Raw genomic sequence first — 25,933 nt, 5'->3', positions numbered from 1 at the left:
TCGCCTCCAACTGGACGAGGGGCACGTCCGAGGACCTTGCGACACAGCGCGCACGGGATGGGTCGGTGCGCACCGGTCCCTCCCCCGTGCCGGATGGCGCGGTGCGCTGCCCTCGCACCCGTGCGGGGAATGCGCTACGTCGCGGTGCGTGTGGACGGGCCTGCTGCTCCTGGTGGCGCTCGCGGCCGGGGAGCCGCTGGAGGACGCGCGCGAGTCCTTCGCGGCGGGCCGGTACACGGAGGCGGAACAGCAGGCGCTCCAGGCCCCACCTTCCGGCGCCGCGCTGTACCTCGTGGGCCTGGCCCGCTTCCGCTTGGGCCGTCCCGCGGAAGCGCTGGAGGCCCTGGAGGCCGCGGGGCACGCTTCGGATGGTCCGGAGCCCGACGCCTGGAACTTCAACCGGGGCGCATGCCTCTATGCCCTGGGACGCTTCGCGGAGGCGGAGGAGGCTTTCGCCCGCGTCCGTGAAGGTGCCCCGCTCGCCCGCGTGGCGTGGATCAACGCGGGCTTCGCCGCGTTCGACGCGGGCGCTCCGGACCGCGCCACGCAATGGGCGGAGCGAGCCTCGCCGGATGCATCCACGGCGGAGGCGCTGCAGGTGGAGGAGCTGCGCGCCCTGCTCTCGCCCGCCGTGAACGAAGGGGATGAGGCCTACCGCCAGGGACTCGCGTCCTTCGATGCCAGCCGCTTCGACGAGGCCCGTGCGCACTTCCTGCGCGCGGCGGAGCGGCAGCCCGACTCCGGCAGGGCCCGGCTCATGGCGGGTGCGTCGGCCTGGCGCCTGGGCTCACGCGCGGAGGCCCGCGAGGACCTCACCGCGGCGCTCGCGCTGACGTTGACCCCGCTGGACCGCGCGACGGCGTATCAGTACCTGGACCTGATCTCCTTCGGACTGCGCTCCAGCGGCCCGAGCCTCTGGGTCTCCGCGAGCGTGGGGCCGGGCTTCGACAGCAACGTGCTCCAGGTAGGCGTCGCGGCCCGCGACGTGTCCGGCGCGAACGCGGACGTGGTGACCGCGAGCCCCTTCGCGGAGGCCAGCGTGGGCATCACCGCGCGCTTCCGCCTGTCCGACCGGCTCTTCGCGGCCCTGTCCTACGGCGGCAGCCAGCGCGCCTACTCCGAATCCTCCGTGCGGGACTACTCGCTCCAGTTGCACCGCGCGACGGCGGCCGCGGAGTGGGAGGCCTCGCGCCGGGTGCGCGTGGGATTCCTCGCGGGAGGAGACATCTTCTTCACCGGCCTGGCCGACTTCCGGGGGCTCCAGGCCTCCGTGAACGCCAACGCGTGGCTGGCCTGGGACGAAACCGAACACACCAGCACGCGGCTGGACCTGGGCGCCGCCGGCAAGGACGGCATTGGAGAGGAGTTCGCCTACCTCACCGGTCCACGCCTGGACGCGACGCTGTCCCAGGAATGGCGCCTGGGGCGCGCGAGCATCACCGCGTGGTACCGCTACCGGCAGGACCGCATCGGCACGCTGGAGCAATCCTTCACCAGCGAGGACACGACCCTCGTGTCGCAGACGTATGTCATTCCGTTCGGCTTCACGGGCCACGCCGTGGGCGCGTCCAGCCGGTGGCAACCCCTGCCGTGGCTCACCGCCAGCCTGGACGCGGACGTGGAGTGGCGCCGCTACCTGGAGGACAACGCCCTGCGCGTCGTGACGGCCGGAGGGGCCACCGAGACGTGGGACGTCCGCCGCCGCCACGACACGCGCTTCGTGCTCATCCCCTCCGTGAGCGCCCGGCTGTCGAGCCACCTGCGGCTCACCGCTCGCTACGAGTTGCTGGTGAACCGCTCCAACATCGACACGCGGCTGACGGACGACGACCCCGCCGCGTGCGAAGGCGCGGAGCACCTCTGCCACGCGTATGACGCCACGAATGGCAACTACGAGAAGCACGGGGTGATGCTCCAACTCGAAGCCGTGTGGTGAGCCGGCCCCCGCGTGTCCGCTCCGTGATGGCGCTGTCCATCCACGGGGTGGGGCCTTCAGGCAAGGCAGCGTGGAGGACGTGTTGCAAGGGCTGGGATGCCTCTCCACCTTGCCGCACGACGAACCCACGACAGAGGAGGCACACCATGCCCATGTCCCGACTGCCGCTGATGCTCGCCGCGACCACGGCGCTTTGTTTCTCCGCGGGTTGTTCCAAGAAGGGGATGCACAAGGAGGAGTCCCAGGCGCCGATGTCCGCCACCGCGATGTCGTCCACGGGGGACCAGCGCTGCCCCATGTCAGTGCCGGGCGCACAGGTCCAGACGCAGGACACGTCCGACGGCGTGGCGCTCATGTTCACCACGTCCGACCCGTCGCAGGTGTCGGACCTCCAGGCGCGCGCCCGGCGGATGCTGCACGAGCAGTCCAAGCGCACCGCCAGCGCGGAGACCCCCCTGGACCTGGCGCAGGAGGAGAACCTGGGCGACAGCGCCACGGAGATGCAGGATGGCCGCGACGATAGCGGCACCGGCGGAGGTGGCGACCAGGGCATGGCCGGGGCGCCCAGCGTCCCCTCCAAGGCCGTGGCAACGGACACGCCGGAGGGCATCACCATCACCTACTCCGCGCAGGACCCCATGCAGAAGCGCCAGCTCATCGACGAGGTCCACGAGACCGCCCGTCAGCTGAAGGGCGGCAACTGCCCCGGCATGTAGCCCACGCACCGGGACGGCGTGGCGAGCGCCGTCCCGGTGGAAGTCCTACCGGCGGAACACCACCGTGAGGTTGTTGCTCGGCATCTCCACCACGCGCTCGCGGTGGAGCCCGTGGCGCGCCGCCTCCGCGGTCACCGCGCCCAGCTCGCGCACGCCCCAGGACGGGTCGCGCGCGCGGAGCGATTCGTCGAAGGCGAGGTTGCTCGGCGCGGTCTCCTTCCCCTCCACGAAATAGGGGCCGTACAGCACCAGCCTTCCGCCCGGACGCAGCACCCGCGCCGCGCCCCGCATCAATCCCTGGCAGGCCGCCCACGGCGCGATGTGGATCATGTTCACGCAGAGCACGGCGTCCGCGTGCTCCACCGGCCATGCGTCCGAGCTCGCGTCCAGCACACGCGCGGGCAGGACGTTGGCCAGCCCGTCCTCCATGCGCCAGGCGTCGATGCTCTCCAGCGACGACGGGTCGCCGTCCGTCGGCTGCCAGGTCAGCCCCGGGAACGCCTTCGCGAAGAAGGCCGCGTGCTGGCCGGTGCCGCTCGCCACCTCCAGCAACGTGCCCTCCGTGGGCAGCACCTCCCGGAGGACGTCGAGGAGCGGTTCGCGGTTGCGTTCGGTGGCCGGAGCGTGACGCTTCATGCCCTCCCCTCTTCCACACCCGCGCACGCGAGGAAAGGCCTCTCGCGGAAGATTGCAATCACAGCCAACACGACGGCCGCCCGCGCAAGGAATCCGCAACACTTTCCGGGACCTGTCGAAAACCTCCTGCCTCGATTCGCCTCATCCCCCAGGCAGGAGTGACCTTGACGTTCTTCAACCGGAATGTTTCACGCATGCTGTGCTCGGTATCGCTGCTCACGCTCGCGAGTTGCGGGCCGCTGACGGAGGACGCCTCCTCCCTCCCCGAGCAGGAGGTCGCGACCGCCCGGCAGGCGGTGTCCAACATCGCGCACCGGAGCAGCGCCACGGCGGGCGGCAGCACGCGCACCTCGCTGAGCATCGCGAAGCCCACGGGCACGGCGGTGGGTGACGTGCTGCTGGCGCGCATCATCAACCGCAACAACGTGGCCGCGGTGGCGACGCCTCCCGCGGGCTGGACGCTGGTGCGCTCGGACCAGAGCGCGTCGCAGCTCAAGGCGTGGATCTTCTACAAGGTCGCCACCGCGTCCGAGCCGTCCACGTACGCGTTCAACATCGACCTCGCCAGCTACATGGCCGGCAGCATCTCCGCGTTCTCCGGCGTGGACACGGCCAACCCCATCGACGCACAGACGGGCCAGAAGAACGGCCTCACCGCCAGCTTCGACACTCCCGCACTCTCCACCAGCACGGCCAACGGCGTCGCGGTGTGGTTCGGCTCGCAGCTGTGGACCGGCGCCGCGTGCCCGGCGAGCCCCATCGTCCCGCCCGCGGGCTTCACCGAGCCCGTGGACACCTGCCTCGTGTCCTCGTCCACGGGCGTCATCTACAACGTGGCCCACAAGGACCTGGGCGCCGCGGGCGCGCAGGGTTCGTTCAACGGCTCTTCCCCCTACGCGGAGACGAACACCGCGCAGGTGGTGGCGCTGCGCGCGGCCAACGCCTCCTCCTCCTGCTCCGTGGGGGACACCTTCTCCACCGCGTACACCACCCAGGGCACCGTGACGGCCACCGCGCTGGTGGAGCCGTCGGGCATCGCCGCCAGCCGCCTCACGCCGGGCGTCCTCTATGCACACAACGAGGACACCACCGCCATCGTCGCCATCAGCACCGCGGACGCGAGCACGAAGGGCACCTTCACCGTGTCCAACGTGACGCCCGCGGACTGGGAGGACGTGGCCACCGGCCCGTGCCCCGCCGGCCAGTGCATCTACATGGGCGACATCGGCCGCTCGAGCGCCAACTTCCCCACGCCGCCGTCCACCTTCGCCGTCTACCGCATCCCGGAGCCCGACATCGGCGCGGGCCAGACAAGTGGAAACCTCACCGCCGAGGCCTTCCCCTTCCAGTACCCGGACACGCCCAAGGACGCGGAGACCATCCTGGTCCACCCCACCACGGGCGACATCTACGTCGTCACCAAGTCCTACGCGGGCGCGAGCAAGGTCTACAAGTTCCCCCAGCCGCTCCCCACGCCGGGAACCATGAGCACGCTCGTGTTCGTGGCCAACCTCCCGCTGCCCACCACCACGGACACCAACTACGGCGCCGCCACGTCCGGCGCCATCCACCCGTGCGCCAACCGCTTCCTGCTGCGCACCTACCGCAAGGTGTATGAGTTCCGCGCCGCCACCGGCGCGGCCTTCGAGACCGCGTTCGCCGCCACGCCCGTCTCCCTGACGGACACCGTGGAGGGCCAGGGCGAGGCCATCGAGTACGACCCGACCGGCACGGCCTATTACACGATGAGCGAGTCGCCCTCGCCCTTCAAGCTCAAGCGCGTCGTGCGCCAGTAGCTCGCAATCGCAGTCATGCACGGGCCGCGTCCGGTTCCCCACGCCGGGCGCGGCCTCCGCGCGCCGTGAGACATCCACGGCGCGCCAGCATGCCTGGAAGGAATTTATGCTATTTCTCGTTTTACATTTATAATCGCAGCAATGCGATGCTTCCGTCCCCATCTCGCGTGCGCCGCCGCGCTGCTCTCGGTGTTCACTCCTCTGCTGGCCTGCGGGCCGGACGGAGGCGCGCCGCCCTCCCCTGACGCGCTGCCCGGACAGTCACGGGCGTTGGCGACGACGGAGCACAAGGCGTTCCGGGTGATGACGTACAACGTGCGCGGTCCCCTGGACACGGGCGTGCGCGCGTGGCCCAACCGCAAGGCGGCGGTCCTCCAGCGCATCCTCGCGAACAACGCGGACATCGTCGGCGTGCAGGAGGCCCAGGCGCCCTCGGGCGGCCCCAGCATCCCCGCGGACCTCATCGCGGGGCTCACGAGCACGGACAAGCCCTACGGTGTCTACAACCCGGGCGGCGGCAGCCCGAAGCTCATCTTCTTCAAGAAGAGCCGCTTCGAGATTGCCCCCGAGGTGGGCCAGGGCAACGAGGCGCTCGTGAATCCCTATGCCTCCAGCGCCACGTGCTTCAGCCACGCGGAGGGGAAGAAGATTGCCTGGGTGGGCCTGCGCGACCTGACGTCCGGCCAGGTGTACTTCGTGGCCAACACGCACTTCGCCTACGCGGCGGCGTGCTCGCTGGGGCGGCTCAAGGAAGCCGAGCAGATGGCGTCGTTCCTGGCCACGAAGCCCGGGGGCCTGCCGGTCATCGCCATGGGGGACTTCAACTCCGACGCGCAGGGCCAGTCCACGCCAGGGGAGACCACCATCGCGGACCTGGAGGGCGGGGCCCGGCTGTTCCGCACCGCGCGCTTCGACGGCGTGACGGGAGAGGAAGACGCCACGTTCAACAACGCGTGGAGCGGCTCCACTTCCACGAAGTACCAACGGCTGGACTACATCTTCCACAACGGTGGCGCGCTCACCTCGTCCGCGCCCGCCATCGACCGGACGGAGAGCGGCGGCCTCACGCCGTCGGACCACTACCCGGTGCTCGCCACCCTTCGCCCGTCCATCTTCGCCGCGGGCTCCACCCTTTCGCCGACGCCCAACGGCACGTCCACCAGCACGCAGCTGTTCTTCGCGGACGTGGACGGCGACGGCTGCGCGGACCGCATCACCTGGAACTACGCGGTGGGCGAAGGCGAGACGTGGGTGGCGAAGTCGAAGTGCGACGGCGGCTTCGCCACGGCGGTGAAGAACACGGGCGCGACGAGCGGTGTCGCCACCACGCGCTTCTTCTTCGCGGACGTCACCGGCGACGGCTGCGCGGACAAGGTCCTCTGGAGGCCCAACCTGGGGGACGGCGAGGTGCGCATCTACCCCGCGAAGTGCGACGGCACCTTCGGCGACCGCGTGGCCGTCACCCAGGCGGCGAGCACCAGCGACGCCACGCGCTTCTTCTTCGCGGACATCACCGGCGACGGATGCGCGGACCTGGTGCGCTGGACCCCCACGCAGAGGTCCGGCGCGTTCGACACCTTCGTGTCGAAGTGCAACGGCACGGTGTCCTTCGGCGCAGCGGTGACGAGCACGACGGGAGCGAACACGAGCGTGGGCACCCGCGTGTACTTCGCGGACGTGGACGGCGACGGCAAGGCGGACCGCATCCTCTGGAATCCTGACCAGGAAGGCGGCCGCACGCGCGTGTACCGCTCCACCGGCGCGGGGGCGTTCGCGCTGTTCTTCCTGCACGAGTCAGGCACCAGCGGCGTGGACACGTCCCGCTTCTACTTCGCGGACGTGGACGGTGACGGCAAGGCGGACAAGGTCTTCTGGCGGCCGGGCTTCCGCGAGGGCCGGATGCAAGTCTATCCGAGCACCGGCACCAACTTCGCGGGCAGCCCGGTGATGGACAACACGGGCTTCAGCAACTCGGAGAACACCGGCTTCTTCTTCGCGGACATCGACGGCCGGGACGGCGCGGACAAGGTGTACTGGAACCCCAACAACTACGACGGTGACACCAAGGTGTTCCGCGCGCTGGCGCCGTAGCGCCAGCACGCGCGTCAGTCCTGGAGGACGGAGTAGCCGTACGTGTTCGAGCTCCACGAGTCCGGCTCGACCACCGGCGGGGCCGCCGTGTAGAGGTCCTGGTAGCCGTGGCCCATCCCCAGGGAGCGGGAGGACCACTGCACGAAGTAGCGACCCGCGCCCAGCTCCCGCAGCGGCGACACCTCCGCGGGGAGGATGAAGGGAGTGAAGCTGCCCACGGTCGCGGGGGCGGTGACGTACCAGTCGAGCTCCGGCGCCTGCTGGGGAATCATGCGAATCGTCACGCTGTGCACGGCGGGGTCGGCGCTCCAGCGCAGCGTCAGCCCGGAGCGCGGTCCCGAGCCGGGCGCCGCCTCCGTGCCCGGCGAAGGCGACGTGAGCGTCACGGGCGCGGGCAGGGCCAGCGACGTGACACCCCCAGCGGCCAGCGGCGCGTTCACGACCACCCGCCCAGACGCGATGCGCTCATCGCTGCCCGCCGTCGCGGACAAGCGGACACCCACGGTGTCGAACGGCGGCGTCCGGGCCATGGCCGGGACCTCGATGGGCGTGGCACCGGGGGTGCTCGTGGTGAAGAGGTACTCCGACCCGAGCGAGAAGGTGGCGGTGACGCTCGACAGCGCCCCATAGGGCTGGAGGTTCGTCACCTCCACGGGCAGCCGCTGATCCACCGGGTGATCCAGGGGGATGACCAGCCCGCTGGTGGTCCGCCCCTCGCCCACGGCGATGTCCCTCAACAGCCCCACGGCCGAAACCTGCTGGGGGTTGTCGGTGACGAACAGCGCCACCTCGCCGGCGGTCTCGCCCCAGACCTCGATGATGAAGGTGCCATCCCCCTGTGTGTTGGTGACACCCGCGAAGCCCTTCCCCACCACGCGCACCTGCGCAGGTCTTCCCGAGAGGTTCGTCACGCGGCCAGCGAGGGTGGCCTGCCGGCTGCCCGGGAAGCCTCCGAGCAAGCCGGAGCCGGAGCGGACCCACACCTCCGTGCCCTCCACGTTCAGCGTCGTGCTGGCCCACACCTTGCCGTCGCCCACCATGACGACGGTGATGTCCTGGGGGCCGGTGATGGCCGCGTCATGGAACCGTGCGATGCCGTCACGGCCCAGCGGCTGACGGAAGCGGCTGCCGTCCCCCAGGAGGACGGTGATGCCCCGCATGTCGCCAAGTCCGGCGACGAAGTCCCACCAGTCCGAATGGACGATGAGGGTGGCCGGGCCTTCCGTCCCCGCGTCTGGAGCGTGGGTGGGCGGGTCGGTCTTGTCGCCACAGGCGACGCACAGCAGCACGGCGAGCGCAATCAAGCGATGCAATGAAGGTCCCCCTGAAGAACGGTGCGGCATTCGAAAGCCGGGGCCCTCGACGCACAACTCCAGACAAGCTGACAGCGCGCGGGAAGAAAAGCCTTCCAGACAAACCTGCCCTACAAACCCGATGGCCCCGGACGGTGCGACGCGCGCAGACTGCGCCTCCACATGCGCGCCCTGCTCTTCGCCACCGTCCTGTCCGCGGTCCTCGGCTCCGCGTCCGCGCGGGCCCAGGCCCCTGCCCGTTCCTACGTGCTGCGCCCCGCGCGCGTCTTCGACGGCACCACCGCGAAGCCCCACACGGGCTGGGTGGTGGTCGTCACCGGCGAGCGCATCGTCGCCGCGGGACCGTCCCAGGGCGTGAAGGCGCCGGAGGGGGCGGAGGTCATCGACCTGCCCGGCGCGACGCTGCTGCCCGGCCTCATCGAGGGCCACTCGCACCTGTTCCTGCATCCGTACAACGAGGCGACCTGGAACGACCAGGTGCTCAAGGAGTCCCTGGCGCTGCGCGTGGCGCGGGCCACCAACCACGCGAAGGCGGCGCTGATGGCGGGCTTCACCACCACGCGCGACCTGGGCACGGAGGGCGCGGCGGACGCGGACGTGGGCCTCAAGCAGGCCATCGACCAGGGCATCATCCCGGGCCCGCGCATGGTCGTCACCACGCGCGCGCTGGTGGCCACCGGCAGCTACGGCCCCAAGGGCTTCGCGTCCGAATGGACGGTGCCCCAGGGCGCGGAGGAGGCGGACGGCGTGGACGGCCTCACGCGCGCGGTGCGCGGGCAGATGGGGCTCGGCGCGGATTGGATCAAGGTCTACGGCGACTATCGCTGGGGTCCGCGCGGCGAGGCGCTCCCTACCTTCTCCCAGGAGGAGATGCGCCTCATCGTGGAGACGGCGAGGAGCGGCGGACGTCCGGTGGCCGTACACGCCAGCACGCCGGAGGGCATGAAGCGCGCGGTGCTCGCCGGTGCGGAGAGCATCGAGCACGGCGACGCGGGCACGCCGGAGGTCTGGAAGCTGATGGCCCAGCGGGGCGTGTTCCTGTGCCCCACGCTGGCGGCGGGCGACGCCATGCTCCAGTACCGCGGCTGGAAGCGCGGCGTGGACCCGGAGCCCGAGTCCTCGAAGAAGAAGCGCGAGGGCCTCAAGGCCGCGCTGGCGGCGGGCGTGCCCCTGTGCGTGGGTGGGGACTCGGGCGTCTTCACGCACGGGGAGAACGCGCGCGAACTGGAGCTGCTGGTGGCCAGCGGCGTGACGCCCGCGCAGGCGCTCCAGGCGGCCACCTCCGGCAACGCGCGCATGCTGCATTGGGAGGACCGCGTCGGGCAGGTGAAGGCCGGGCTCTTCGCGGACCTGGTCGCCGTGGAGGGCGACCCCACGCAGGACATCAGCGCCGTGCGCCAGGTGCGGCTGGTGATGAAGGGCGGCGCGCTGTACCGGCGCTGAAAGCCAGGCTCAGAGCGGCGTGCTCACGATGCGCACGGAGCGCTCCTCCACGAAGTACCGGCGAACGAAGTCCTTGATGACCGCGGGCGTGAGCGGAGGCGGCGGCTGGAGGAAGCCCAGGTCCGTGCCGCCCTCCCGGCGCGGCTCCGAGGCCTCCGCCGCCAGGGCATCCGCCAACGCCGGGCCCGCGCTCGACAGCCCGTCCACCTCGCGCCGTCCCCGCTGGGCCAACAGCTTCTGCTCGACGGCGGAGGGCGGACGCTTCACCAACGACGAGGAGCTGCGAATCTCGCTGGAGATGAGCCGGGCGAAGGACTCCTACTCCCGCTGTGACGTGACGCTCACCTTCGAGCTGCTCTGAAGCGCGGCGTCCACCAGCCCCGCCAGCAGCAGCACAGGCGCCACCAGCACCATGCCGAACCAGGCCAGCGCGTAGAGGACTCCAAAGCCCATGCTCCACGGGCCGCCCACGACGGTCCCGGACAACACGCCCACGGACTCGCGACCTCCGCCCAGGTGCAGCGACAGGAAGAGCGCGCCGATGCCCAGCGCGGCCATGACGAACGGGTGTCGCATCATCGGTGTGCCTCCAGGTGCGGCGCCCGCGCGAGGCGCCAGAGGGGTCCTTCGACGAGCGCGTACAGCAGCACCGCGTCCGCGAGCGGATTGCCCGCCGCGAAGCGCAAGCCGGTGTCGTCGTGCACCGGGAACGCCGCGAAGTGGAGGCTGGTGAGCAGCCCATCCAGCACCTCTTCGTCGTCGAACGCCGCCGCGCCCACGAGCGCCAGCCCGCTGGAGCCCGCGTTCGCGTTCACCCACGGAATCGTGGGCCCGGAGTCGATGTCCTGCACCGTGGCCTCCTCCGCTGGCCACTCCCCCGCCCACGCGAAGCCCAACGCCTGCCCCAGGAGCGCGGCGCGGGCCCGCTGGTATTGGTCGCTCGCGAAGTCCGCGTCCACCACCTGGAGCATGTGCGCGGCGAGCCACAGCGTGGAGCCCTCCGGCCCATCCTTCGTCACGCCGTCGTAGGTGAAGCTGGACACGAGCAAACCTGTCCGACGGTCGGACAGGTTTTCCCGCGCGGAGGCCACCCACCGGCGCAGGAGCGCGCCATGGTCCCGCCCGTCCACCCTGTCCGACAGGCGCAGCGCCGCGAGCGCCAACGTGTTGCAGAAGGTCCAGCCCTCGTCCGGGTAGCTCTCCGCCGCGAGCACCGGCGCGCGCTCCAGCTGTCCGGCGATGAGGTCCACGCGCTCGCGCAAGAGCGGCGCGTAGTCCGCGCGCGTCTCCACCATCTGGCGCGCGGCGAGCATCAATGCCAGCTCACCGTCCACGAAGAGACTGCGCCCGGCCGGGTCCTTGAAGGGGCCCGCGTGCACGTAGGGCAGGAAGAAGGCCTCATGCGCCCGCAGTTCGTCTCGCAGCGTCCGGGCGATGAGCACGTCCACCACGGCCAGGTGCTCCACCTTTCGCGCGGGCTCCGACAGCGCGAGGTTCGCGAACGACAGCACGGAGAAGGTGCGCACCATCAGGTCCCACTCCGGGTTCGTGCGGTGGAGCACGTCGCGCTCCGCGCTCGATTCCTGGAGCGAGAACGTGCGTTGGCGAAGGGCCAGCGCCGCTGTCAGCGCTTCCCGGTCGCGGGGCCGGAACAGGAGGTGGAGCGCCGGCAGCCACACCGCCACGGCCAGCACCAGCAGCACGAGTTTGCGTCGCATGTCCGGCAGTATGGGCCGCGGACAGGGCCGCATCCTGGACCCGCGGGCCGGACGGTCGGCCCCGCTCGCTGAACGGTCGCGGTCCTGCCTGAACCGGCGCATGCCGGAAACGCCATGTCCCAACCCGCCGGGCCCGCGTGTCTCAAGGGCCATGAAGACACCCGGATGGACGGCGCTGACGATTGGAGTGTTCCTGGGAGGCTTTGGCCTGCTGAAGCCCCCTTCGGCGGAGGCGTGCGGACGCCCCTTGTGCACCGTGGAGGGCAGCCGCGTTCCCCTGCCCCCGGACGCGGTCGTCCCGGCGAACGTGCCCGCCCTGGTGGTGGTGCCTCCCGCCTATGAGTGGGTAGAGGAGCAGAGCCTGCGCTTGCGAACAGAGGCAGGCGTGGACGTGGAGGCACGCCTCATCAAGGGCCCCGGAAACAGCGGCGTCCTCGCCCCAACCGCCCCGCTCGTTGCCGGAACGCGCTACCACCTGGAGGGGACCGTCCCTTGCAGTGGCGGAGGTGGTGGGCATCCGTTCGTCGCGATGGCGGACTTCACCGCGGGCCCGGAGGCCGCGCTGCCCACGACGACCGGCGTGCTGCAGGCGGGAGACGGACAGCTTGGGCAGATCAAGGTCTGGGACGGCAGCGCGTCGTGCGCGTCGGGCTACATCGGTGGCTGGGTGACGCTGGAGTTCACCCCCGCCCCCGAGCTGGTGCCCTTCCTGCCGTGGGTGCGCTGGACGCTGGAGGTGGATGGACAGACGTGGGCCACGGCCCCGCACGGCGCGGTGGATGCCAGCGGCGGTGTCATCCCCGCGGATGGATTCAGGACGATGCGGGACCTGCTGACCGTCTACACGCTCTGTGGCTACGAGTCCCCCGGGATGCCGCCCTCGGCCGAGGGCATCGTGCCCGGAGTACATACGGCCACGCTGCGTCCGGTGCTCGAACAGTCGGGGACGGCGCTGCCCGCGCTGGAGACCTCCTTCGAGGTGAACTGTCCTCACTTTGGCTCCGACGGCGGCTACACCGAGCCTATCCCCGACGCCGGCACCGACCCGGATGACAACCTCACGCCGAAGGCCAAGGGATGCTCGCAGGCCGGAGGCGGTCTGTCGGTGCTGGGCGTGCTGGCGGCCCTCCGGCTCTGGCGACGCGGGCCGCGCACGAATCTTCCCTGAGGCATGTCCCACGCTCCCGGACTCCAGTGTCTGATGAAGCAAATGCACGGACACACCTGGACATGGGGCGCGGTGGGGATGTTCCTCCTGGGGCTGGGGGCGCTCGCGCCGCCTTCCGCGGAGGCATGCGCCGCGCCCAACTGCATGGTGGATGTCCGCTTCCCGCTCCCCGAGGACGGCGGAGCGGTTCCCGCGAACGTCCCCGGGCTCGTGGTGGTACCGCCGCTCCTGGAGAACACGAACGTCTCCACCCTCCGGCTGCTCCAGTCGGACGGCACGCCGGTGCCTTTCACGCTGGCGAATGGCGGCCGTAGGACGCACGTCGTGGTCCCGAAGGCGCCGCTCGTGCCGGGCACGCAGTACCGCATCGAGGCGAAGGGCCTCTGCCAGTACCAGGAGACGCAGACGCAGTCCGCGACCTTCACCGCGGGCCCGGAGCTGCCCCTGCCCACGACCCTGGGCACGCTGAGCGTGGACACGCCGAGCCGGGGGGCGTTCCCGGTGTTCGGAGACTCGAACTGCGGAAGCCCGCAGGAAGGCGACGCCACCACGCTGCGCTTCACCCCATCACCGGAGCTGGTGCCGTTCCTGCCCTGGGTGCACTGGGCGGTGGAGGTGGACGGGCAGCCCTGGTCATTCGCCAATCACCACGGGTTGACCTCGACGGGCGAGGACAACCCGGACAGCCACAAGTACGAATACAACCGGCAGCTGCTGTTCCTCTACACGGTCTGCACGACGTACAACCCGCCGCCGCCCGGCCTGGGCCTCACGCCCGGAAGACATCGGGCCACGCTGCGGGGAACGCTGGAGCACGCGGACATCACGCTGCCGCCGCTGAGCGTGGACTTCGAGCTCCGCTGCGCCACGCACTGCATGACCGGTGGCTGCGCCGACGGGGGCACTGGCGTGGTCGAAGACCCCGAGGACGAGGAGCCCATCAAGAACCCCTCCAAGAGCGGCTGCACCCAGGCGGGAGGGGGCCTGACGGTGCTGGGCCTCCTCGCCACGGTGCGGCTCTGGCGCCGGAGGAAGTAGCGCTCCAGGGGCAGGGCTCGAACCTGCGTCCAGCCGGATGAGCGCCGACTGCTCTCCCCCTGGCGTGCGAAGGCGGCAGCCTTCGGACCGGACCTACTTGGACGGTGTCTGGGTCGCGGGAGCTTCCCCGGTCACCCGCAGGGCGAGCGCGGCGAAGGTGGCGATGACCGACCAGTAGAGGAAGCGGAAGTCGCAGCCGATGCTGATGACCAGGTAGCTCAGTCCGTAGCCCAGGCCCGACAGCGCGGTGAAGAACGCTAGAGGCCGGCGTCTCACGTCGAAGAGCGAGAGCAGGGCCAGCGCGGTGAGCGCTCCCAGCCAGGCCCAGCCCCGGAACAGCAGGGAGTTGCTCACGAGGTCCGCGCCCCTCCGCAGCCACTGGTGCAGCAAGCCTTGCTCTGGCAGCTGGAACCCCCAGGGGTTGGGCTCGATGCGCGCCTGGAAGGGGAAGAACACCGGCCCCTCGAAGGCTCCGATGAGGCGCCGGAAGGTCTCCCAGCGGTGGTGCGCGTACGCGACGGGCTGCGCTCGGACGACGCGGGTCCATTCGCGCACCAGCACGTCGCGCCGGCCGGGCAGGCTTTCAAGGCGGACCGGCCGAGCATCCGGAGCGCCCGCCAGGAGGAACCAGACGTGGAAGGGCGAGTAGCTGCGCGCCAGCTCCGCGGCGGAGGTGTCCTGCTCCAGCGTGGAGCCCGGGAACAGCTCGGGGTGCGTGACGTAGATGCCCGCGAGGTCGAAGACGAAGAGCTGGCCCGCGGCCCAGGCCTTGCTGGCGCCCAACGCGCGGTTGATCAGGGACGGCGTGAGGACAAGTCCGGCCACGAGGCCCGCGAGCACCAGGGCCCGCAGCGGCCAGCGCCACCTCGGTCGCGACAGCTGGGCCATCACGGGAATGGCCAGGGGCAGGGCCGCGACGAGCGCGTTGTGACGGAACGCCGTGCCCGCCATCAGCAGCACCAGCGCCAGGAGAGGACGGCGGCACTTGAGCGCGGCCACCGCGCCGAGCAGCACCGCCGCCGCCATCACGTCCTTCCAGAGGGTGACCGCGAGCGCCCAGACGGTCGGCACGACCAGGAAGGCCCCGAGGATGAGCAGGCCCCTGCGTCGCATGCGCCCATCGGGAGAACGCACCAGCAGCGCCATGCTCCCCGCCAGCAGGAGGAGCTGGCCCACGAGGATCAGCCACGGAGAGCCCACCAGCCTCCCGCTGAGGCCCAGCAGCAACGAGCCCAGGGGCGGGTGGACGTCATCGAAGACGCCGCGGAGGCCCTGCGCGTACTGGTCGATGGTGTCGACCGACATCAGCCCCGGCTGGAAGGCCGCGTACAGCACGACCACCCAAAGGACGACGCCGAGGCGAAGGACCGTGTCCCGCCACGCCGCCGTCGGTGGGGCGGCGTCCCGCGATGAGACCTGAGCCGGTGATGAGGAGCGAACCGAGGGTTGGGACAAGAGCGTCGACCTGCCAGTGCTGGAGCGTCCCAGTACCATGGGCCCCGGGGAAAAGCGCGCCGATGGAGTCGGCGCGCGATTCCAGCCGGTTTCGGATGGCTCAGGGAGGCGTCGGCTCGGGAGCCGTGAAGTTCACAATCGTGCTGCCGTCGCCCGCCGCGGCAAAACGCGTGGGCTTGGGTCCGTCCAGAGACCTCAATGTTTTCGCGTTAGTGTGCTCGGTGCGCCAGGTGCTGCCATTGAAGAACGCAATCGTCTTCGCGGTCGTCACCGCATAGATGCCATTCTTGCTGAAGGAGAGCACGTCCAGGATATCCGGGACAGCCGTCTCACCGCTGGGAATCGGGAGTTGCGGCAGGGCACGCCAGCCTGCTCCATCGGTCCACTCGTAGGCCCGCCCCTTGTCGCCCGCTGCGTATGCATAATGACCGTTCAGGACATGCACCGCGTGCACAAAGCCTGTATCCGGAGCATCCAGAGACTCAGGCGCCCAAGTGGCGCCTGTCGAGTTGGCACGATAGGCCTGAGCCTTGTCGTCCGCGTTCGCATTGCCTACCGCCAGGAGCGAATCCACTGACTTCAAGCCTCCAATCGCACGGAGGTTCGCGGGGACCTGCGCGATCTCAACCAGGTCGGTTGGGTTGATGTAGGGCGGAGCCCAGCGATAGATCCTTCCGTTGCTCGCGACCGCGAAGATCGTGGCACCGACCGCTGCGTCATCAATCCCAAAGATGCCATTGAAGTCCGTATTGTTCTTGTCGGTCGGAACCTGAGGCGTGAAACACTCTTCACTGCCTTCGACGAGCTTCCGAGTCGACAGCCACCCGTCCTCTCCGACAACGAAGACTCGACTATCCTGGGCAGCCCAGACCGCATTCCAGGACTTCCGACAAGAATCAGCCGTGAACTCCTTGATGCCAGGGGTCGCACTGTCCAGATGAGCGAGCTTGTTCGGGCCCGCGATCCATCCCTTCTGCCCCTGGTCGTAAAGGGCAATGGAATTCAGCCTATCCGAGGGTCCGAGAACCCCTGCGTCGGTGCCCCAATCGGGGACAGTGCATCCCTCGTCCACGGTGCCGGAGCAGTTGTTGTCCAGTCGGTCGCAGACCTCCGCCAGCCCATTCCCGACGTAGACAGAGCTCTCATCGCAGTCCTCGGATTGGGGAACACCGCCATCCACGGGCGACTCACAGCCCAGCCCTACGTCCTGTCCCTTGAAGCCGTCGCCGTCGCTGTCCACGAACCAAGCCACCGGATTCTCACTCGGGAGCCGCACACAGGTCGTCTGGCTAGGGGTAGAGGCACACGCGTTCTTGCCCACGCACTTGAGCTCATCCTTGCAAGGACCGTCGACGTCGAAAATCTCGTCGATCATCTCATTGCAGTTGTCATCCTTGCCATCGCAACGGAATTCCAACTGTCCCGGCCGGACGAGCTTGTCATTGTCGTTGCAGTCACCACCAGCGACCACGGCATCAGCAGGCTTGATACAGAACCGCACCGCGGTGCTTCCGTAACCGTCCCCATCCGCGTCCGTGTACCAGGTCGGCTTGTCCGTCGCGTCCGACTCATCGCCGGAGCAGTTGTCATCCTTTCCGTTGCACACCTCCTCGGCGCTGGGGTGCACGGTGGGATCCCCATCCTTGCAGTCCGAGCCTGTGACGACACCCTCGGCGTCGTCGCTGCTGAAGTAGCCGTCCCCATCCGCATCGTTGGCCCGCACGACGAAGGCCACGTCCAGCGAGCCTTCCACGGGGACCTCCGCCTTCTTCTCCTGCGGGTCGCCCAACGCGGGGGTCGAACAGTCGACCTCATGAAGCTGCGTCGTCACGCTCAGCACGCGGCCCCAGTCCTTCTTCCGGTACACCGCCACCGACACGCTGCCCGGCGTGTTGCCGGGGATCGCCACGTTGAGGCTGTTCGTGTTCGCCGCGTTGTCCACGTCCGTGGCGGTCACCGTGACGCATCCGCGCGCGAAGCCGCTGTAGGCGAGGGTGACGTTCAGCGCTCCGGCCTTCGAGTCGTCCTTCTTGCACCCCGCCAACACGGAGGCACACAGCACTGCCATCAGGATTAAACGCATGGGGCGGCATTTTCGGGCGCCCCCCTGACTCGGGCAAGACGCATCGGAGAGAAAACACACCTACACGCACCCCAACGTGCGGAGGCGTGCCTCAAGCCCGGTGCCACGGGATGTTTCCACCCGGCCCGGCGACGGCATGCCCTTCACTGCCGACAGGCGCCATCTTCCCGTCACCCAAGAAGTCGAGGCGCGCCGGGTGCTCGAAGGGCCGAGGAAGGGTGCAGGCAAGCAGCGGCTCGTGCGTCCCACCAAGGCCGAGGCGAAGCGCGAGCTCGCGCGGGTGACGAACGTGTAGGAGGCCAGCGCGGGTTGACAGAAACACTTCAGCCGGAAGGTGATGCCCGGGGAGACATGACGCGCGTCACGCGGCCCGCTATGTCCGATGCTGCGTGAGCACTCCCCTCCTCACCCTGCTTGCCCTCCTGGGCTTCGCCGCGAACTCGCTGCTGTGCCGCGCTGCCCTCTCGGGTGGCGCGGCGCGCAGCATCGACGCGGGTTCGTTCACGCTGGTGCGGCTTGCGTCGGGAGCGCTGGTGCTCGCGGTGCTGCTGCGGCTCCGACGGGGCGGCGGCAAGGCGACGGAGCACGGGAGCTGGGCCTCTGCGCTCGCGCTCTTCGTGTATGCGGCCGGATTCAGCTTCGCGTACGTGCGTATCGGGGCGGGCGTGGGCGCCATGCTGCTCTTCGGCTGCGTGCAGCTCACCATGCTCGCGGCGGGGCTCGCGCGCGGTGAGCGGCCGCGCGCGCTCGAGTGGGCGGGGCTCGCGGTGGCACTCGCAGGGCTCGCGGGGCTCACGCTTCCTGGAGCGAGCGCGCCGGATGCGCTCGGCGCGGGGCTCATGGCCGCGGCGGGCGTGGCGTGGGGCATCTACAGCCTGCGGGGGCGTGGGAGCACGGATCCTCTCGCGGCAACGGCTGGCAACTTCGTGCGCGGCGTGCCACTGGCCCTGGCACTCGTGCTGTTCGCCCGCGCGCTGGACGCGGCCCCACCCCCGTCGCCGAAGGGGCTGCTGCTCGCCGTCACCTCAGGCGCGCTCGCCTCGGGCGTGGGCTACAGCCTCTGGTACGCAGCGCTGCCCCACCTGAGCAGCGCGCGCGCAGCGGTGGTGCAACTGTGCGTCCCGGTCATCGCGGCAGTGGGCGCGGTGCTGCTGCTCGGAGAGCCCCTCACCCAGCGGCTGCTCCTGGGTGGCACCGCGCTGCTCGCGGGCGTTCTGCTGAGCCTGCGTGCGAAGCAGCGTCCTATTGCAGCCAAACCCTGACGGGCACTCCGCGGAGACCGCTCCGTGCGTAGCTTTTCAGTGTCATCGCGGCTTTCCATGTAAACCTTGACCAACCCTTTCGTCCGCTGTTGCATCAACACCTCACCAGCGAAAAGGAGCGTCACATGTTGCTTCGTGGACTCGCGATGTTCGCCGTCGTCTCCATCTTCGGAATGGGCTGTGGTGGCGCTGAAGGAATGGACGGTGTCGAGAGCGATGTGCAGGCCGGTCAGGTCTCCTCCGAGCTCGCCAACAGCTGTGAGACGCTCCAGACCCGCCGCTGTTCTCCGGGGGCGGAGACGGGCTGCCAGTGGGCCAATGGCACCTTTGGCGAGTGCTTCTGTCAGGAGATCCCCTTCAACAAGTGGGTCTGCTTGAGCAACTGAAGTTCCCGCGGCAACCGCCTCTGGCCGGGAATTCCCTGTCAGAGGCGGCGTGTCTCCTGCATCCGCAATTCATCAGCGAAAGGGAGTGGCATCATGTTTCTTCGTGGGCTCGCGATGGCCGCTGTCGTCTCTGTCTTTGGAATGGGCTGTGGAGGCACGGAAGTGCCGGAGGGCGCCGAGAGCGGAGAGTCACTCGGCCAGGACTCCGCGGCGCTTGCCGACAGCTGCGAGACGCTCCAGACCCGCCCCTGTGTCTATGACACGTCGAACTTCTGTCAGTGGTCCAATGGCGCTCCGGGGGAGTGCTACTGCCAGGATGTCCCCTTCAACAAGTGGTTCTGCTGGGTCAACGACTGACGTCCGTGCCATGACGCCCCCCGCACGACTGGCGCTCAATCCAGATTCCCGGCTAAGACAGAGGCCTGCAGCCAGCCCACCTGAAAGGGTATGACAAGGAGAGCTGTGCGTGCGCCACGCCGCCCCGGAAATGATTTCCGGGGAGGATGAAGCAGGGGGCGCGGACGGCAGCTGACAGCGGTCGTCCGCGTTGGCGCGTCACAGCGCGCTGCAGGCCCAGACGCCCAGGGGCGTACAGAAGCAATTGGGATTGGGGTGGCCCGGCAGGCAGCAACTCCGCGACCCGCCAACGGGCGAACACGGGGTCCCCGCGAGCCTGCTGCAGCGATTGTTCAGCCCACAGATGGGCGTGGAGGGGAGGCAGATGTTGTAAAAGCCATCGCACTCGACGGAGTCCGCCTGCACCGAACAGGTGTTCCCCTCACAAGACACCGTCGAGCCATCAGGACAGGTTTGTGAGCACGTGACGAGGGCGCTCGACTGCTGCTCCAACTCCGGCGCCTCGACAGGTTCCAATCCACCACAGGCCACCAGCACCGGGACGACCAGCACCGTCAGTACACCCAGGAAGCTCTTCATGACGTGTCTCTCCTTGAGGGATTGAGCGGCATCGAATCACAAGATGCGCTCATTCCGCCACGGAGCCGCGCCTGAAGAAGTGCTGGGAACCCACCTCGCTGGGCCCTGAGATATCGTCTGGTTTTCAAGTCTGGTTTCCGCGGCACCCCATCCCCATGAGGGTGCCCAACCCCGAGGGGGACGCACATGAAGGTGGTTTCGAAATGGGCCCGCGGCCTGATTGCCGCGCTGGCGGGTGTAGGCGCGTTGGGTGCCGCGAGCTGCGATGCGCTCCAGGCCACGCCGGAGAGCCCCCCACCCCACGAGCGCCCGCCGCAGTTCCGACAGGTGACCGCCAACCTCGCGTGCGCTTTCCCCATCGTGCCGGAGCGCGAGCTGTTCATCCGAGACCTCGGCGTGGTGAATGACGCCGCGCGCACCCAGTGGTCCGGCATCCTGCCAACAGGCAGCGGCATCGCGGATGGCGCGTGGAGCTTCGGCCGGCTGATGGCGCAGATGAGCGGCCCGGTGGCGCCCGAGGACTTCGTGCGCAACTGGCTCGCGCAGTGGGAGACGGGACAGACGGTCAACGGACAGCTCATCTCGGCGCGCTCCTCCATCACTCCGCAGATCATCAATGCCTGGCCGAAGCGCCCGAACGGCAAGCTGGACCTGACGAAATCGCCCATGCGCCTGCTGGCCATCGTCAACCGCGTGGACGTGCGGGACCTCTCGCTAGGCAGCGCGGGCGAGGGACGCTTCGTCTACGGCGTGCTTGACGCGGGCGGCAACCCGCTGCAGTTCACCGTCATCCTCGAATACGACCTGCCCGCGAAGACGCGCATGGACGTGCTCGACTGGGCCAACCGCTGGCACGCGCTGGGCGCACAGACGCCCGGCAGTGCCGCGTTCAACACCGCGCTCCAGGCCATCACCGACCGCTTCACGGCTCGCAACGCCGCGCCGGGCCGCCCCAACGGCAGTGCGCTCAACCAGCTTCGCACCAATGAGATTGCCCTCGCGTCGCCCTGGCAGTTGCGCGAGTTCCATCTGGACGCCGCCACGGGCCTGCTGAAGTCAGACACCGTCGCACTGACCCCTGGCAGGTCGCTGCGCACGAGCAATTCGCTGGCCGCCTTCATCAACGACAACACCCTCCTGCTGATGGACGGCGGCGTGCCGCCGGTCCCGCTGCAGACGGACGCAGGCGCCTTCCGGGGCGCCTTCGCCGAGGCGAGCCTTCCGTGGACCCCTCCGGGCGTGACCCACCCCGAGGCCCGGCACCGCTTCGCCCTCAACACCTGCAATGGCTGCCACCTGGAAGAGACGGGCACGACCTTCCTCCACGTCTTTCCGCGCTCCGCGGGCCAGCAGGCCCAGGTGTCCGGATTCGTCAGCGGAACCACCGCCCAGGACCCGAACGGACTGACGCACGGCTTCAACGAACTTCAGCGCCGTGCCACCGACCTGAGCAACCTGCTGTGCGAGGACGCGCAGGCGCCCACCGCGATGCTCACTTCACCGGACGCGGGCAGCTTCGTGCGCGGCACGGTGACGGTGGCGGCGGACACCACTGATGACGTGGGGGTCGCACGGGTGGACTTCTTCGATGGGACTTCGCTCATCGGCTCCGCCTCCCAGGCACCGTTCACCATCGCGTGGAATACAGCATCGCCGACAACGGGCACACGCTCGCTGACAGCCAGGGCCTTCGACACCTCCGGCAACGTGGGCACCTCCGGAGCGGTGAGCGTCACGGTGGACAACACCCCGCCCATGATCATCCCCGGCCCGCCCAAGTGGAACCAGAACAGCTTCTACTTCGTGCGTGGCACGCCGACCGTGAGCTGGTCGATCGTCCAGTCGGTCTCGGGGGTGGCCGTGGCGAGGATCTTCCAGGACTCGGTCCTGCTGACCTCGCTGGCCGGGTCAGGCGGCATCAACTACTTCATCCACTGGGACACGAGTGTGCTGAGCGATGGGCGCCACACCATTTCGCTCGAGGCGACGGACCGCGCAGGCAACGTGTCCAGCCACTCGCGATTCGTGGACGTGGACAACACCCCACCCGCCTATCTGGCCATCACCGCCCCCTACAATGGCGCGCAGGTCAGCGGCGTCGTCACGCTCTCCGCGACCGGCAGTGACAACATGGACCTGGCGTCCATCGCCTTCCAGGTGGACGGCACTACGCTGACGCCCTTCGCGACCACCGCGCCGTACACGCGCACGTGGAACTCCACGGGCCTGTCGGGCACGCACACGATTGTCGCCATCGCCTACGACCGCGCAGGCAACTCCGCGCGCAGCGCCCCGGTGACGGTGACCGTGCCCTGACCGCGAGGCACCCGCGCGAAGCCGTGCGCCAGCCACCGCCCCAGGCAGCAGCCACGACCTTCACCGCCCAGGGGCAGAATTCGCGTGCCTACTCCCCGCCGTTCCGGACGGTGGGGGCCCGCAGGGGTTCGATGAAGCCTGAGTAGGCCATCCGGTTCGGTGAGCAGCGCCCGGGGTTGGTCACCTTGTCCGGCGTGGCGTTGCCCGTCATGGCGGTACTGACCTCCTGCGGCGCGGAGCCGGGATGGGCCTCCAGGAAGAGCGCGACGATGCCGGTGACATGCGGGGTGGCCATGGACGTGCCGCTCAGCGTTCGGGTCGCCGTGTCATCGCTGGTCCAGGCCGAGAGAATGCCCTCGCCGGGCGCGAAGACGTCCACGCAGTCTCCATGGTTGGAGAAGGACGCCCGCCGGTCCACGCTGTTGGTGGCCCCCACGGTGATGGCCTCGGCGGTGCGCGCGGGAGAGCGCTTGCACGCGTCCTGGTTCTCGTTGCCCGCCGCCAACACATACGTCACGCCCAACGCGATGGAGCGGCGCACGGCATCATCGAGCGCCGCGTCTTCCCCGCCGCCCAGGCTCATGTTGGCCACCGCCGGGGACTGGTGGTGCTCGGTCACCCAGTCCACGCCCGCCACCACGCCCGCCGTCGTCCCGGAGCCCTCGCAGCCCAGCACGCGCACGGCGTGCAGCGACGCGCTCTTGGCAATGCCATACACATTTCCGCCCACCGTGGCGGACACGTGGGTGCCATGGCCGTTGCAGTCCACACCGTTGCGTCCATCGCCGACGGCATCGAAGGCGATGTCCGCCCGCCCGGCGAACTCCTGGTGCGTGGGGCGCAGGCCTGTGTCGAGGACGTACACGTGCACGCCCCGGCCCTGCGTCTGGTACAGGTAGACCTGATTGAGCGGCAGGTCGCGCTGGTCGATGCGGTCAATCCCCCACGTCGCGCCGGACTGGCTCTCATCCAGCGTCACCACGGCATTCTGCTGCACGTACTCCACCTCGGGCGCGGCGGACATGGCACGGGCCTGCTTCTCGTTCATGCGCGCAGCGAAGCCCCGCAGCGCGTGCGCGTACACGTGGAAGGCCTTGCCGCCGAAGCGCTCGGTAAGGCTCCCCGCGATTACCACCGGCGCTGGCGCGGCGTCCCCTTCCCGGGGCTCCTTGAGCACGACGACGTACTCACCGGGGACCGGCTTCGCGACCCTGAGGAACTTCTCGCGCACGGGTGTCTGTACGGACGCGGTGCCACGGCACGGTGTGTCACCGGGCGGCGGTATGGGATTGCCCGTGCTCTGGCACGCCGACAGCAGGAACAGCACACAGGCGGACGCGACCGTCCGCGACAGGAGCTTCAGCGACATGGGTCCCCCCGGGGGTGGCACTTCCAGTTGGTGAAGTAACGCCTCCTGACCCGAAAAAGTGGTTCCTGCCCTCCGGGGCCGCGAAACGTCCGTCACGGGAACTTCAGGCCCGCGAGTTGACTGTTTTTCCTTGATTGATTTGTGAACAGGTTTGGAACATTGGCCTCACCATGATGACCGCGCATCGACTTCGGGGTCTCACGACCCTTGGCCTCCTGGTCGGCCTTTCGGCCTGCCAGGGAACGGAAGAACACGAGAAGCACACCGGCGCCGAGCCGGACGCATCCCTGGGCGTCACCATTTCCGACCTCCAGGTGGTGGGCGCTGACGAGGGCCATGTGCCCACGTTCGCGAATGGGAACTTCGGCCAGCTCCGGCTCGGCGGGAAGGAGCGGACCGAGGAGGCGGAAGTCAGCGCGCTGCGCCCTTCCCTCCTGGCGGTGAGCAAGGTGTTCCACGCGGACCCCACGGAGCTCGCCTTCCAGCGGGCCGTCACGGATGGCCTGGGCGAACGGCACTTCGTCTATGCGCAGCGCAAGCATGGCCGCGAAGTCGTGGGCGCCGCGCTCGTCCTCCACACGAGGAATGACGCCGTCTACGCGGTCCACGGCAACGCTCGCGCCGACCTCGACGCGCCGCGAGACGCGCGGCTCAGCCCCGAGGACGCAATCGCTGTGGCCAGGCAGGACTCCGCGCGGCTCGACCGGATCGAGGTCGAGGCGCAACCTCGGATGGCCTACTGGCCGGCGGGTGAAAAGCTGGACCTCGTGTACCGCGTGAACGTGACGGGGCAGAGCAAGGACGGAATGGCGGTGGATGATGACGTCGTCATCAACGCCGTGAGCGGGTCGGTCGTGCAGCGGCTGCCGAACATCTACACGCTCAAGAACCGGGCGGTGTACGACGTCAACCACGGAGGCTCCGCGAACCTCCCGGGAACCCTCGTCCGGGCGGAGGGCGGCGCGGCGGTCGCGGACCCCACGGTCAATACCAACTACGACCTGCTTGGGACGACCTACGACTGTTACAAAAGCCTCTTCAACCGCGACTCCTACGACGGCGCGGGGTCCAAGCTCGTCAGCTCGGTCCACTACGGCTACAGCTACGCCAACGCGGCGTGGAGCGGCTCGAAGAATCAGATGCTGTACGGGGACGGCGACGGCGTGACGTTCGGCAGCATGGTCAACGCGCTGGACGTGACGGCGCATGAGGTGACCCATGGGCTCACGATCTCCACCTCCAACCTGTTGTACTTCGCCGAGCCCGGTGCCCTGAACGAGTCGATGTCCGACATCATGGGCAGTGTCTGCGAGTGGTATCGGAACGGCCAGGTGGTGAATGCCAACACCTGGAAGTGCGCGGAGGAAATCTATACCCCCTCCACGTCTGGCGATGCCCTCCGCTACATGAACGACCCGCGGCTGGATGGGCAGTCGTTGGACTACTTCGACCAGACCTTCAGCCCGTTCACCGACGTCCACTACAGCTCGGGCATCCCCAATCTGGCGTTCTACCTGCTGTCCCAGGGCGGCCAGCACCCACGGGGCCGCTCCTCCATCGCCGTGCGCGGAATCGGCATCGCCAAGGCGGCTCAGGTCTTCCACCGGGCCAACACGGTGCTGCTGCTTGGCAAGACGATGGCCATGTTCGCCGACGCGAAGCTGGCCACGGAGCAGGCCGCCGCGCAGCTCGGGTACAGCGCGGCCGACATCGCCTCCGTGACCGCCGCCTGGCAGGCCGTGGGCGTGGGGACGCACATCCTCGTCGCCGGCCAGAGCCTCTCGCTGGGACAGTCGGTGTCGTCGAACGACCGCCGGTTCTCGCTCGTCCTGCAGAGCGACGGGAACCTGGTCCTCTGGTTCGGGACGAGCGCCCTGTGGACAGCGAACACCGGAGGCCAGGGAGCGCTGTCAGCCCACATGCAGGACGATGGCAACTTCGTGGTCTACCGCACGAGCACCCCGACAGTCGGCCAATCTGTCTGGTCCAGCATGACCTGGGGACATCCGGGCGCCTATTTGATCCTCCAGAACGACGGCAACCTCGTCGTCTATGACAAGGACGGCATCACCCCGCTCTGGAACTCGGGGACCTGGGGACACTGAAACCAGGGCCCGCGTGCGGATCCACGCGGCGTCAGTCTCGGCGCCCGCCGGCCGTCTTGGAGTCTGACAAGGCGGCCGTGGCAACCCCAGGCGCTCTTCGGCTAGGGTGCGCCCCGTCCCGGGAGCCCATGAGATGTCTTTGAAATCGCGTTCGCTGTCTGCCTTT

Annotated in this window: 22 protein-coding genes; 13 read left to right on the top strand and 9 right to left on the bottom strand. The window is 69.2% G+C overall.

The features are described from left to right. Positions 1-148: 148 nt before the first annotated feature. Together D7X99_RS04655 and D7X99_RS04650 are read left to right on the top strand one after the other, a co-directional pair. The gene (locus D7X99_RS04655) at positions 149-1,936 is read left to right on the top strand and encodes a tetratricopeptide repeat protein (protein ID WP_147476025.1); all 1,788 of its coding nucleotides are present in this window, start codon (positions 149-151) and stop codon (positions 1,934-1,936) included. A gap of 146 nt (positions 1,937-2,082) precedes the next feature. Further along, positions 2,083-2,652: a hypothetical protein gene (locus D7X99_RS04650; protein WP_121776663.1), complete on the top strand. Its 570-nt coding sequence runs from the start codon at positions 2,083-2,085 to the stop codon at positions 2,650-2,652. A gap of 45 nt (positions 2,653-2,697) precedes the next feature. On the opposite strand, the gene D7X99_RS04645 is transcribed toward D7X99_RS04650, so the two are convergent. Beyond that, on the bottom strand, positions 2,698-3,288 hold the full coding sequence (locus tag D7X99_RS04645) for a DUF938 domain-containing protein (RefSeq protein WP_121776662.1): 591 nt from the start codon (positions 3,286-3,288) through the stop codon (positions 2,698-2,700). Positions 3,289-3,482: 194 nt separating this feature from the next. Here D7X99_RS04645 and D7X99_RS04640 point away from each other — a divergent pair, with 194 nt between their 5' ends. Both D7X99_RS04640 and D7X99_RS04635 read left to right on the top strand, forming a co-directional pair. Continuing rightward, positions 3,483-5,084 carry a cell wall anchor protein gene (locus D7X99_RS04640; protein ID WP_233613088.1) on the top strand — a complete coding sequence of 534 codons (1,602 nt, stop codon included), beginning with the start codon at positions 3,483-3,485 and terminating at the stop codon, positions 5,082-5,084. 141 nt (positions 5,085-5,225) lie between these two features. Then, on the top strand, positions 5,226-7,175 hold the full coding sequence (locus D7X99_RS04635; RefSeq protein ID WP_121776660.1) for an FG-GAP-like repeat-containing protein: 1,950 nt from the start codon (positions 5,226-5,228) through the stop codon (positions 7,173-7,175). 14 nt (positions 7,176-7,189) lie between these two features. Here D7X99_RS04635 and D7X99_RS04630 read toward each other — a convergent pair whose 3' ends face one another. Continuing rightward, entirely contained in the window at positions 7,190-8,488 is a 1,299-nt protein-coding gene (locus tag D7X99_RS04630) for a hypothetical protein (RefSeq protein WP_147476024.1), read from the bottom strand. Positions 8,489-8,650: 162 nt separating this feature from the next. Here D7X99_RS04630 and D7X99_RS04625 point away from each other — a divergent pair, with 162 nt between their 5' ends. Next, complete coding sequence (locus tag D7X99_RS04625; protein WP_121776658.1) at positions 8,651-9,931, top strand: amidohydrolase family protein; 1,281 nt, start codon at positions 8,651-8,653, stop codon at positions 9,929-9,931. 9 nt (positions 9,932-9,940) lie between these two features. Here the strand turns inward: D7X99_RS04625 and D7X99_RS04620 are convergent, their stop codons facing one another. The 3 genes from D7X99_RS04620 to D7X99_RS04610 are packed head-to-tail and all read right to left on the bottom strand — an operon-like array spanning position 9,941 to position 11,649. Next, positions 9,941-10,198 (bottom strand): hypothetical protein, encoded by a 258-nt coding sequence (locus D7X99_RS04620; protein ID WP_147476023.1) that lies wholly within the window; start codon positions 10,196-10,198, stop codon positions 9,941-9,943. A 51-nt stretch (positions 10,199-10,249) separates the two neighbouring features. Beyond that, the gene (locus tag D7X99_RS04615) at positions 10,250-10,510 is read right to left on the bottom strand and encodes a hypothetical protein (RefSeq protein WP_120580445.1); all 261 of its coding nucleotides are present in this window, start codon (positions 10,508-10,510) and stop codon (positions 10,250-10,252) included. Next, on the bottom strand, positions 10,507-11,649 hold the full coding sequence (locus D7X99_RS04610) for a hypothetical protein (RefSeq protein ID WP_121776656.1): 1,143 nt from the start codon (positions 11,647-11,649) through the stop codon (positions 10,507-10,509). The genes D7X99_RS04615 and D7X99_RS04610 overlap by 4 nt, the downstream gene beginning before the upstream one ends. Positions 11,650-11,800: 151 nt before the next feature. Here D7X99_RS04610 and D7X99_RS04605 point away from each other — a divergent pair, with 151 nt between their 5' ends. Together D7X99_RS04605 and D7X99_RS04600 are read left to right on the top strand one after the other, a co-directional pair. After that, a complete protein-coding gene (locus D7X99_RS04605; RefSeq protein WP_147476022.1) occupies positions 11,801-12,817 on the top strand; it encodes a hypothetical protein in 1,017 nt (338 codons plus the stop codon). 33 nt (positions 12,818-12,850) lie between these two features. Further along, entirely contained in the window at positions 12,851-13,855 is a 1,005-nt protein-coding gene (locus D7X99_RS04600) for a hypothetical protein (protein ID WP_233613087.1), read from the top strand. A gap of 93 nt (positions 13,856-13,948) precedes the next feature. Here D7X99_RS04600 and D7X99_RS04595 read toward each other — a convergent pair whose 3' ends face one another. Then, positions 13,949-15,196 (bottom strand): hypothetical protein, encoded by a 1,248-nt coding sequence (locus D7X99_RS04595; protein ID WP_121776653.1) that lies wholly within the window; start codon positions 15,194-15,196, stop codon positions 13,949-13,951. 214 nt (positions 15,197-15,410) lie between these two features. Further along, complete coding sequence (locus D7X99_RS04590; RefSeq protein ID WP_121776652.1) at positions 15,411-17,393, bottom strand: putative metal-binding motif-containing protein; 1,983 nt, start codon at positions 17,391-17,393, stop codon at positions 15,411-15,413. A 136-nt stretch (positions 17,394-17,529) separates the two neighbouring features. Between D7X99_RS04590 and D7X99_RS42660 the strand changes: the two genes are divergently transcribed. The 5 genes from D7X99_RS42660 to D7X99_RS04560 all read left to right on the top strand — a co-directional run bounded on the left by D7X99_RS42660 (position 17,530) and on the right by D7X99_RS04560 (position 22,293). Further along, complete coding sequence (locus D7X99_RS42660; protein WP_158626924.1) at positions 17,530-17,688, top strand: hypothetical protein; 159 nt, start codon at positions 17,530-17,532, stop codon at positions 17,686-17,688. A gap of 94 nt (positions 17,689-17,782) precedes the next feature. Next, the gene (locus tag D7X99_RS04580; RefSeq protein WP_121776650.1) at positions 17,783-18,655 is read left to right on the top strand and encodes a DMT family transporter; all 873 of its coding nucleotides are present in this window, start codon (positions 17,783-17,785) and stop codon (positions 18,653-18,655) included. A 125-nt stretch (positions 18,656-18,780) separates the two neighbouring features. Continuing rightward, a complete protein-coding gene (locus D7X99_RS04575) occupies positions 18,781-19,041 on the top strand; it encodes a hypothetical protein (RefSeq protein WP_121776649.1) in 261 nt (86 codons plus the stop codon). A gap of 93 nt (positions 19,042-19,134) precedes the next feature. Next, positions 19,135-19,398: a hypothetical protein gene (locus D7X99_RS04570; RefSeq protein ID WP_121776648.1), complete on the top strand. Its 264-nt coding sequence runs from the start codon at positions 19,135-19,137 to the stop codon at positions 19,396-19,398. A gap of 765 nt (positions 19,399-20,163) precedes the next feature. Beyond that, the gene (locus D7X99_RS04560) at positions 20,164-22,293 is read left to right on the top strand and encodes an Ig-like domain-containing protein (RefSeq protein WP_121776646.1); all 2,130 of its coding nucleotides are present in this window, start codon (positions 20,164-20,166) and stop codon (positions 22,291-22,293) included. Positions 22,294-22,381: 88 nt separating this feature from the next. On the opposite strand, the gene D7X99_RS04555 is transcribed toward D7X99_RS04560, so the two are convergent. After that, entirely contained in the window at positions 22,382-23,662 is a 1,281-nt protein-coding gene (locus D7X99_RS04555; RefSeq protein ID WP_169831275.1) for a S8 family peptidase, read from the bottom strand. Between the two features lie 92 nt (positions 23,663-23,754). Further along, a complete protein-coding gene (locus D7X99_RS42655) occupies positions 23,755-24,000 on the bottom strand; it encodes a hypothetical protein (RefSeq protein WP_158626923.1) in 246 nt (81 codons plus the stop codon). Between D7X99_RS42655 and D7X99_RS04550 the strand changes: the two genes are divergently transcribed. Next, positions 24,001-25,767 (top strand): M4 family metallopeptidase, encoded by a 1,767-nt coding sequence (locus tag D7X99_RS04550; RefSeq protein ID WP_158626922.1) that lies wholly within the window; start codon positions 24,001-24,003, stop codon positions 25,765-25,767. The last annotated feature ends 166 nt before the right edge of the window (positions 25,768-25,933 follow it).

Source organism: Corallococcus sp. AB032C, from assembly GCF_003668935.1.
GTDB lineage: Bacteria > Myxococcota > Myxococcia > Myxococcales > Myxococcaceae > Corallococcus > Corallococcus exiguus.
This window is presented reverse-complemented; position numbering and strand designations above follow the sequence as displayed.

Excerpts from the sequence above, each read along its gene's own strand:
- D7X99_RS04650 (WP_121776663.1), top strand. The coding sequence starts at position 2,083 with ATGCCCATGTCCCGACTGCCGCTGATGCTCGCCGCGACCACGGCGCTT.
- D7X99_RS04645 (WP_121776662.1), bottom strand. The coding sequence starts at position 3,288 with ATGAAGCGTCACGCTCCGGCCACCGAACGCAACCGCGAACCGCTCCTC.
- D7X99_RS04640 (WP_233613088.1), top strand. The coding sequence starts at position 3,483 with ATGCTGTGCTCGGTATCGCTGCTCACGCTCGCGAGTTGCGGGCCGCTG.
- D7X99_RS04635 (WP_121776660.1), top strand. The coding sequence starts at position 5,226 with ATGCGATGCTTCCGTCCCCATCTCGCGTGCGCCGCCGCGCTGCTCTCG.
- D7X99_RS04625 (WP_121776658.1), top strand. The coding sequence starts at position 8,651 with ATGCGCGCCCTGCTCTTCGCCACCGTCCTGTCCGCGGTCCTCGGCTCC.
- D7X99_RS04615 (WP_120580445.1), bottom strand. The coding sequence starts at position 10,510 with ATGATGCGACACCCGTTCGTCATGGCCGCGCTGGGCATCGGCGCGCTC.
- D7X99_RS04610 (WP_121776656.1), bottom strand. The coding sequence starts at position 11,649 with ATGCGACGCAAACTCGTGCTGCTGGTGCTGGCCGTGGCGGTGTGGCTG.
- D7X99_RS04605 (WP_147476022.1), top strand. The coding sequence starts at position 11,801 with ATGAAGACACCCGGATGGACGGCGCTGACGATTGGAGTGTTCCTGGGA.
- D7X99_RS04600 (WP_233613087.1), top strand. The coding sequence starts at position 12,851 with ATGAAGCAAATGCACGGACACACCTGGACATGGGGCGCGGTGGGGATG.
- D7X99_RS04590 (WP_121776652.1), bottom strand. The coding sequence starts at position 17,393 with ATGCGTTTAATCCTGATGGCAGTGCTGTGTGCCTCCGTGTTGGCGGGG.
- D7X99_RS42660 (WP_158626924.1), top strand. The coding sequence starts at position 17,530 with ATGCCCTTCACTGCCGACAGGCGCCATCTTCCCGTCACCCAAGAAGTC.
- D7X99_RS04575 (WP_121776649.1), top strand. The coding sequence starts at position 18,781 with ATGTTGCTTCGTGGACTCGCGATGTTCGCCGTCGTCTCCATCTTCGGA.
- D7X99_RS04570 (WP_121776648.1), top strand. The coding sequence starts at position 19,135 with ATGTTTCTTCGTGGGCTCGCGATGGCCGCTGTCGTCTCTGTCTTTGGA.
- D7X99_RS04560 (WP_121776646.1), top strand. The coding sequence starts at position 20,164 with ATGAAGGTGGTTTCGAAATGGGCCCGCGGCCTGATTGCCGCGCTGGCG.
- D7X99_RS04555 (WP_169831275.1), bottom strand. The coding sequence starts at position 23,662 with ATGTCGCTGAAGCTCCTGTCGCGGACGGTCGCGTCCGCCTGTGTGCTG.
- D7X99_RS42655 (WP_158626923.1), bottom strand. The coding sequence starts at position 24,000 with ATGGCCCTCGTCAGCGCCCACCACCTGGAGGTCGGAAATGGTGACGCC.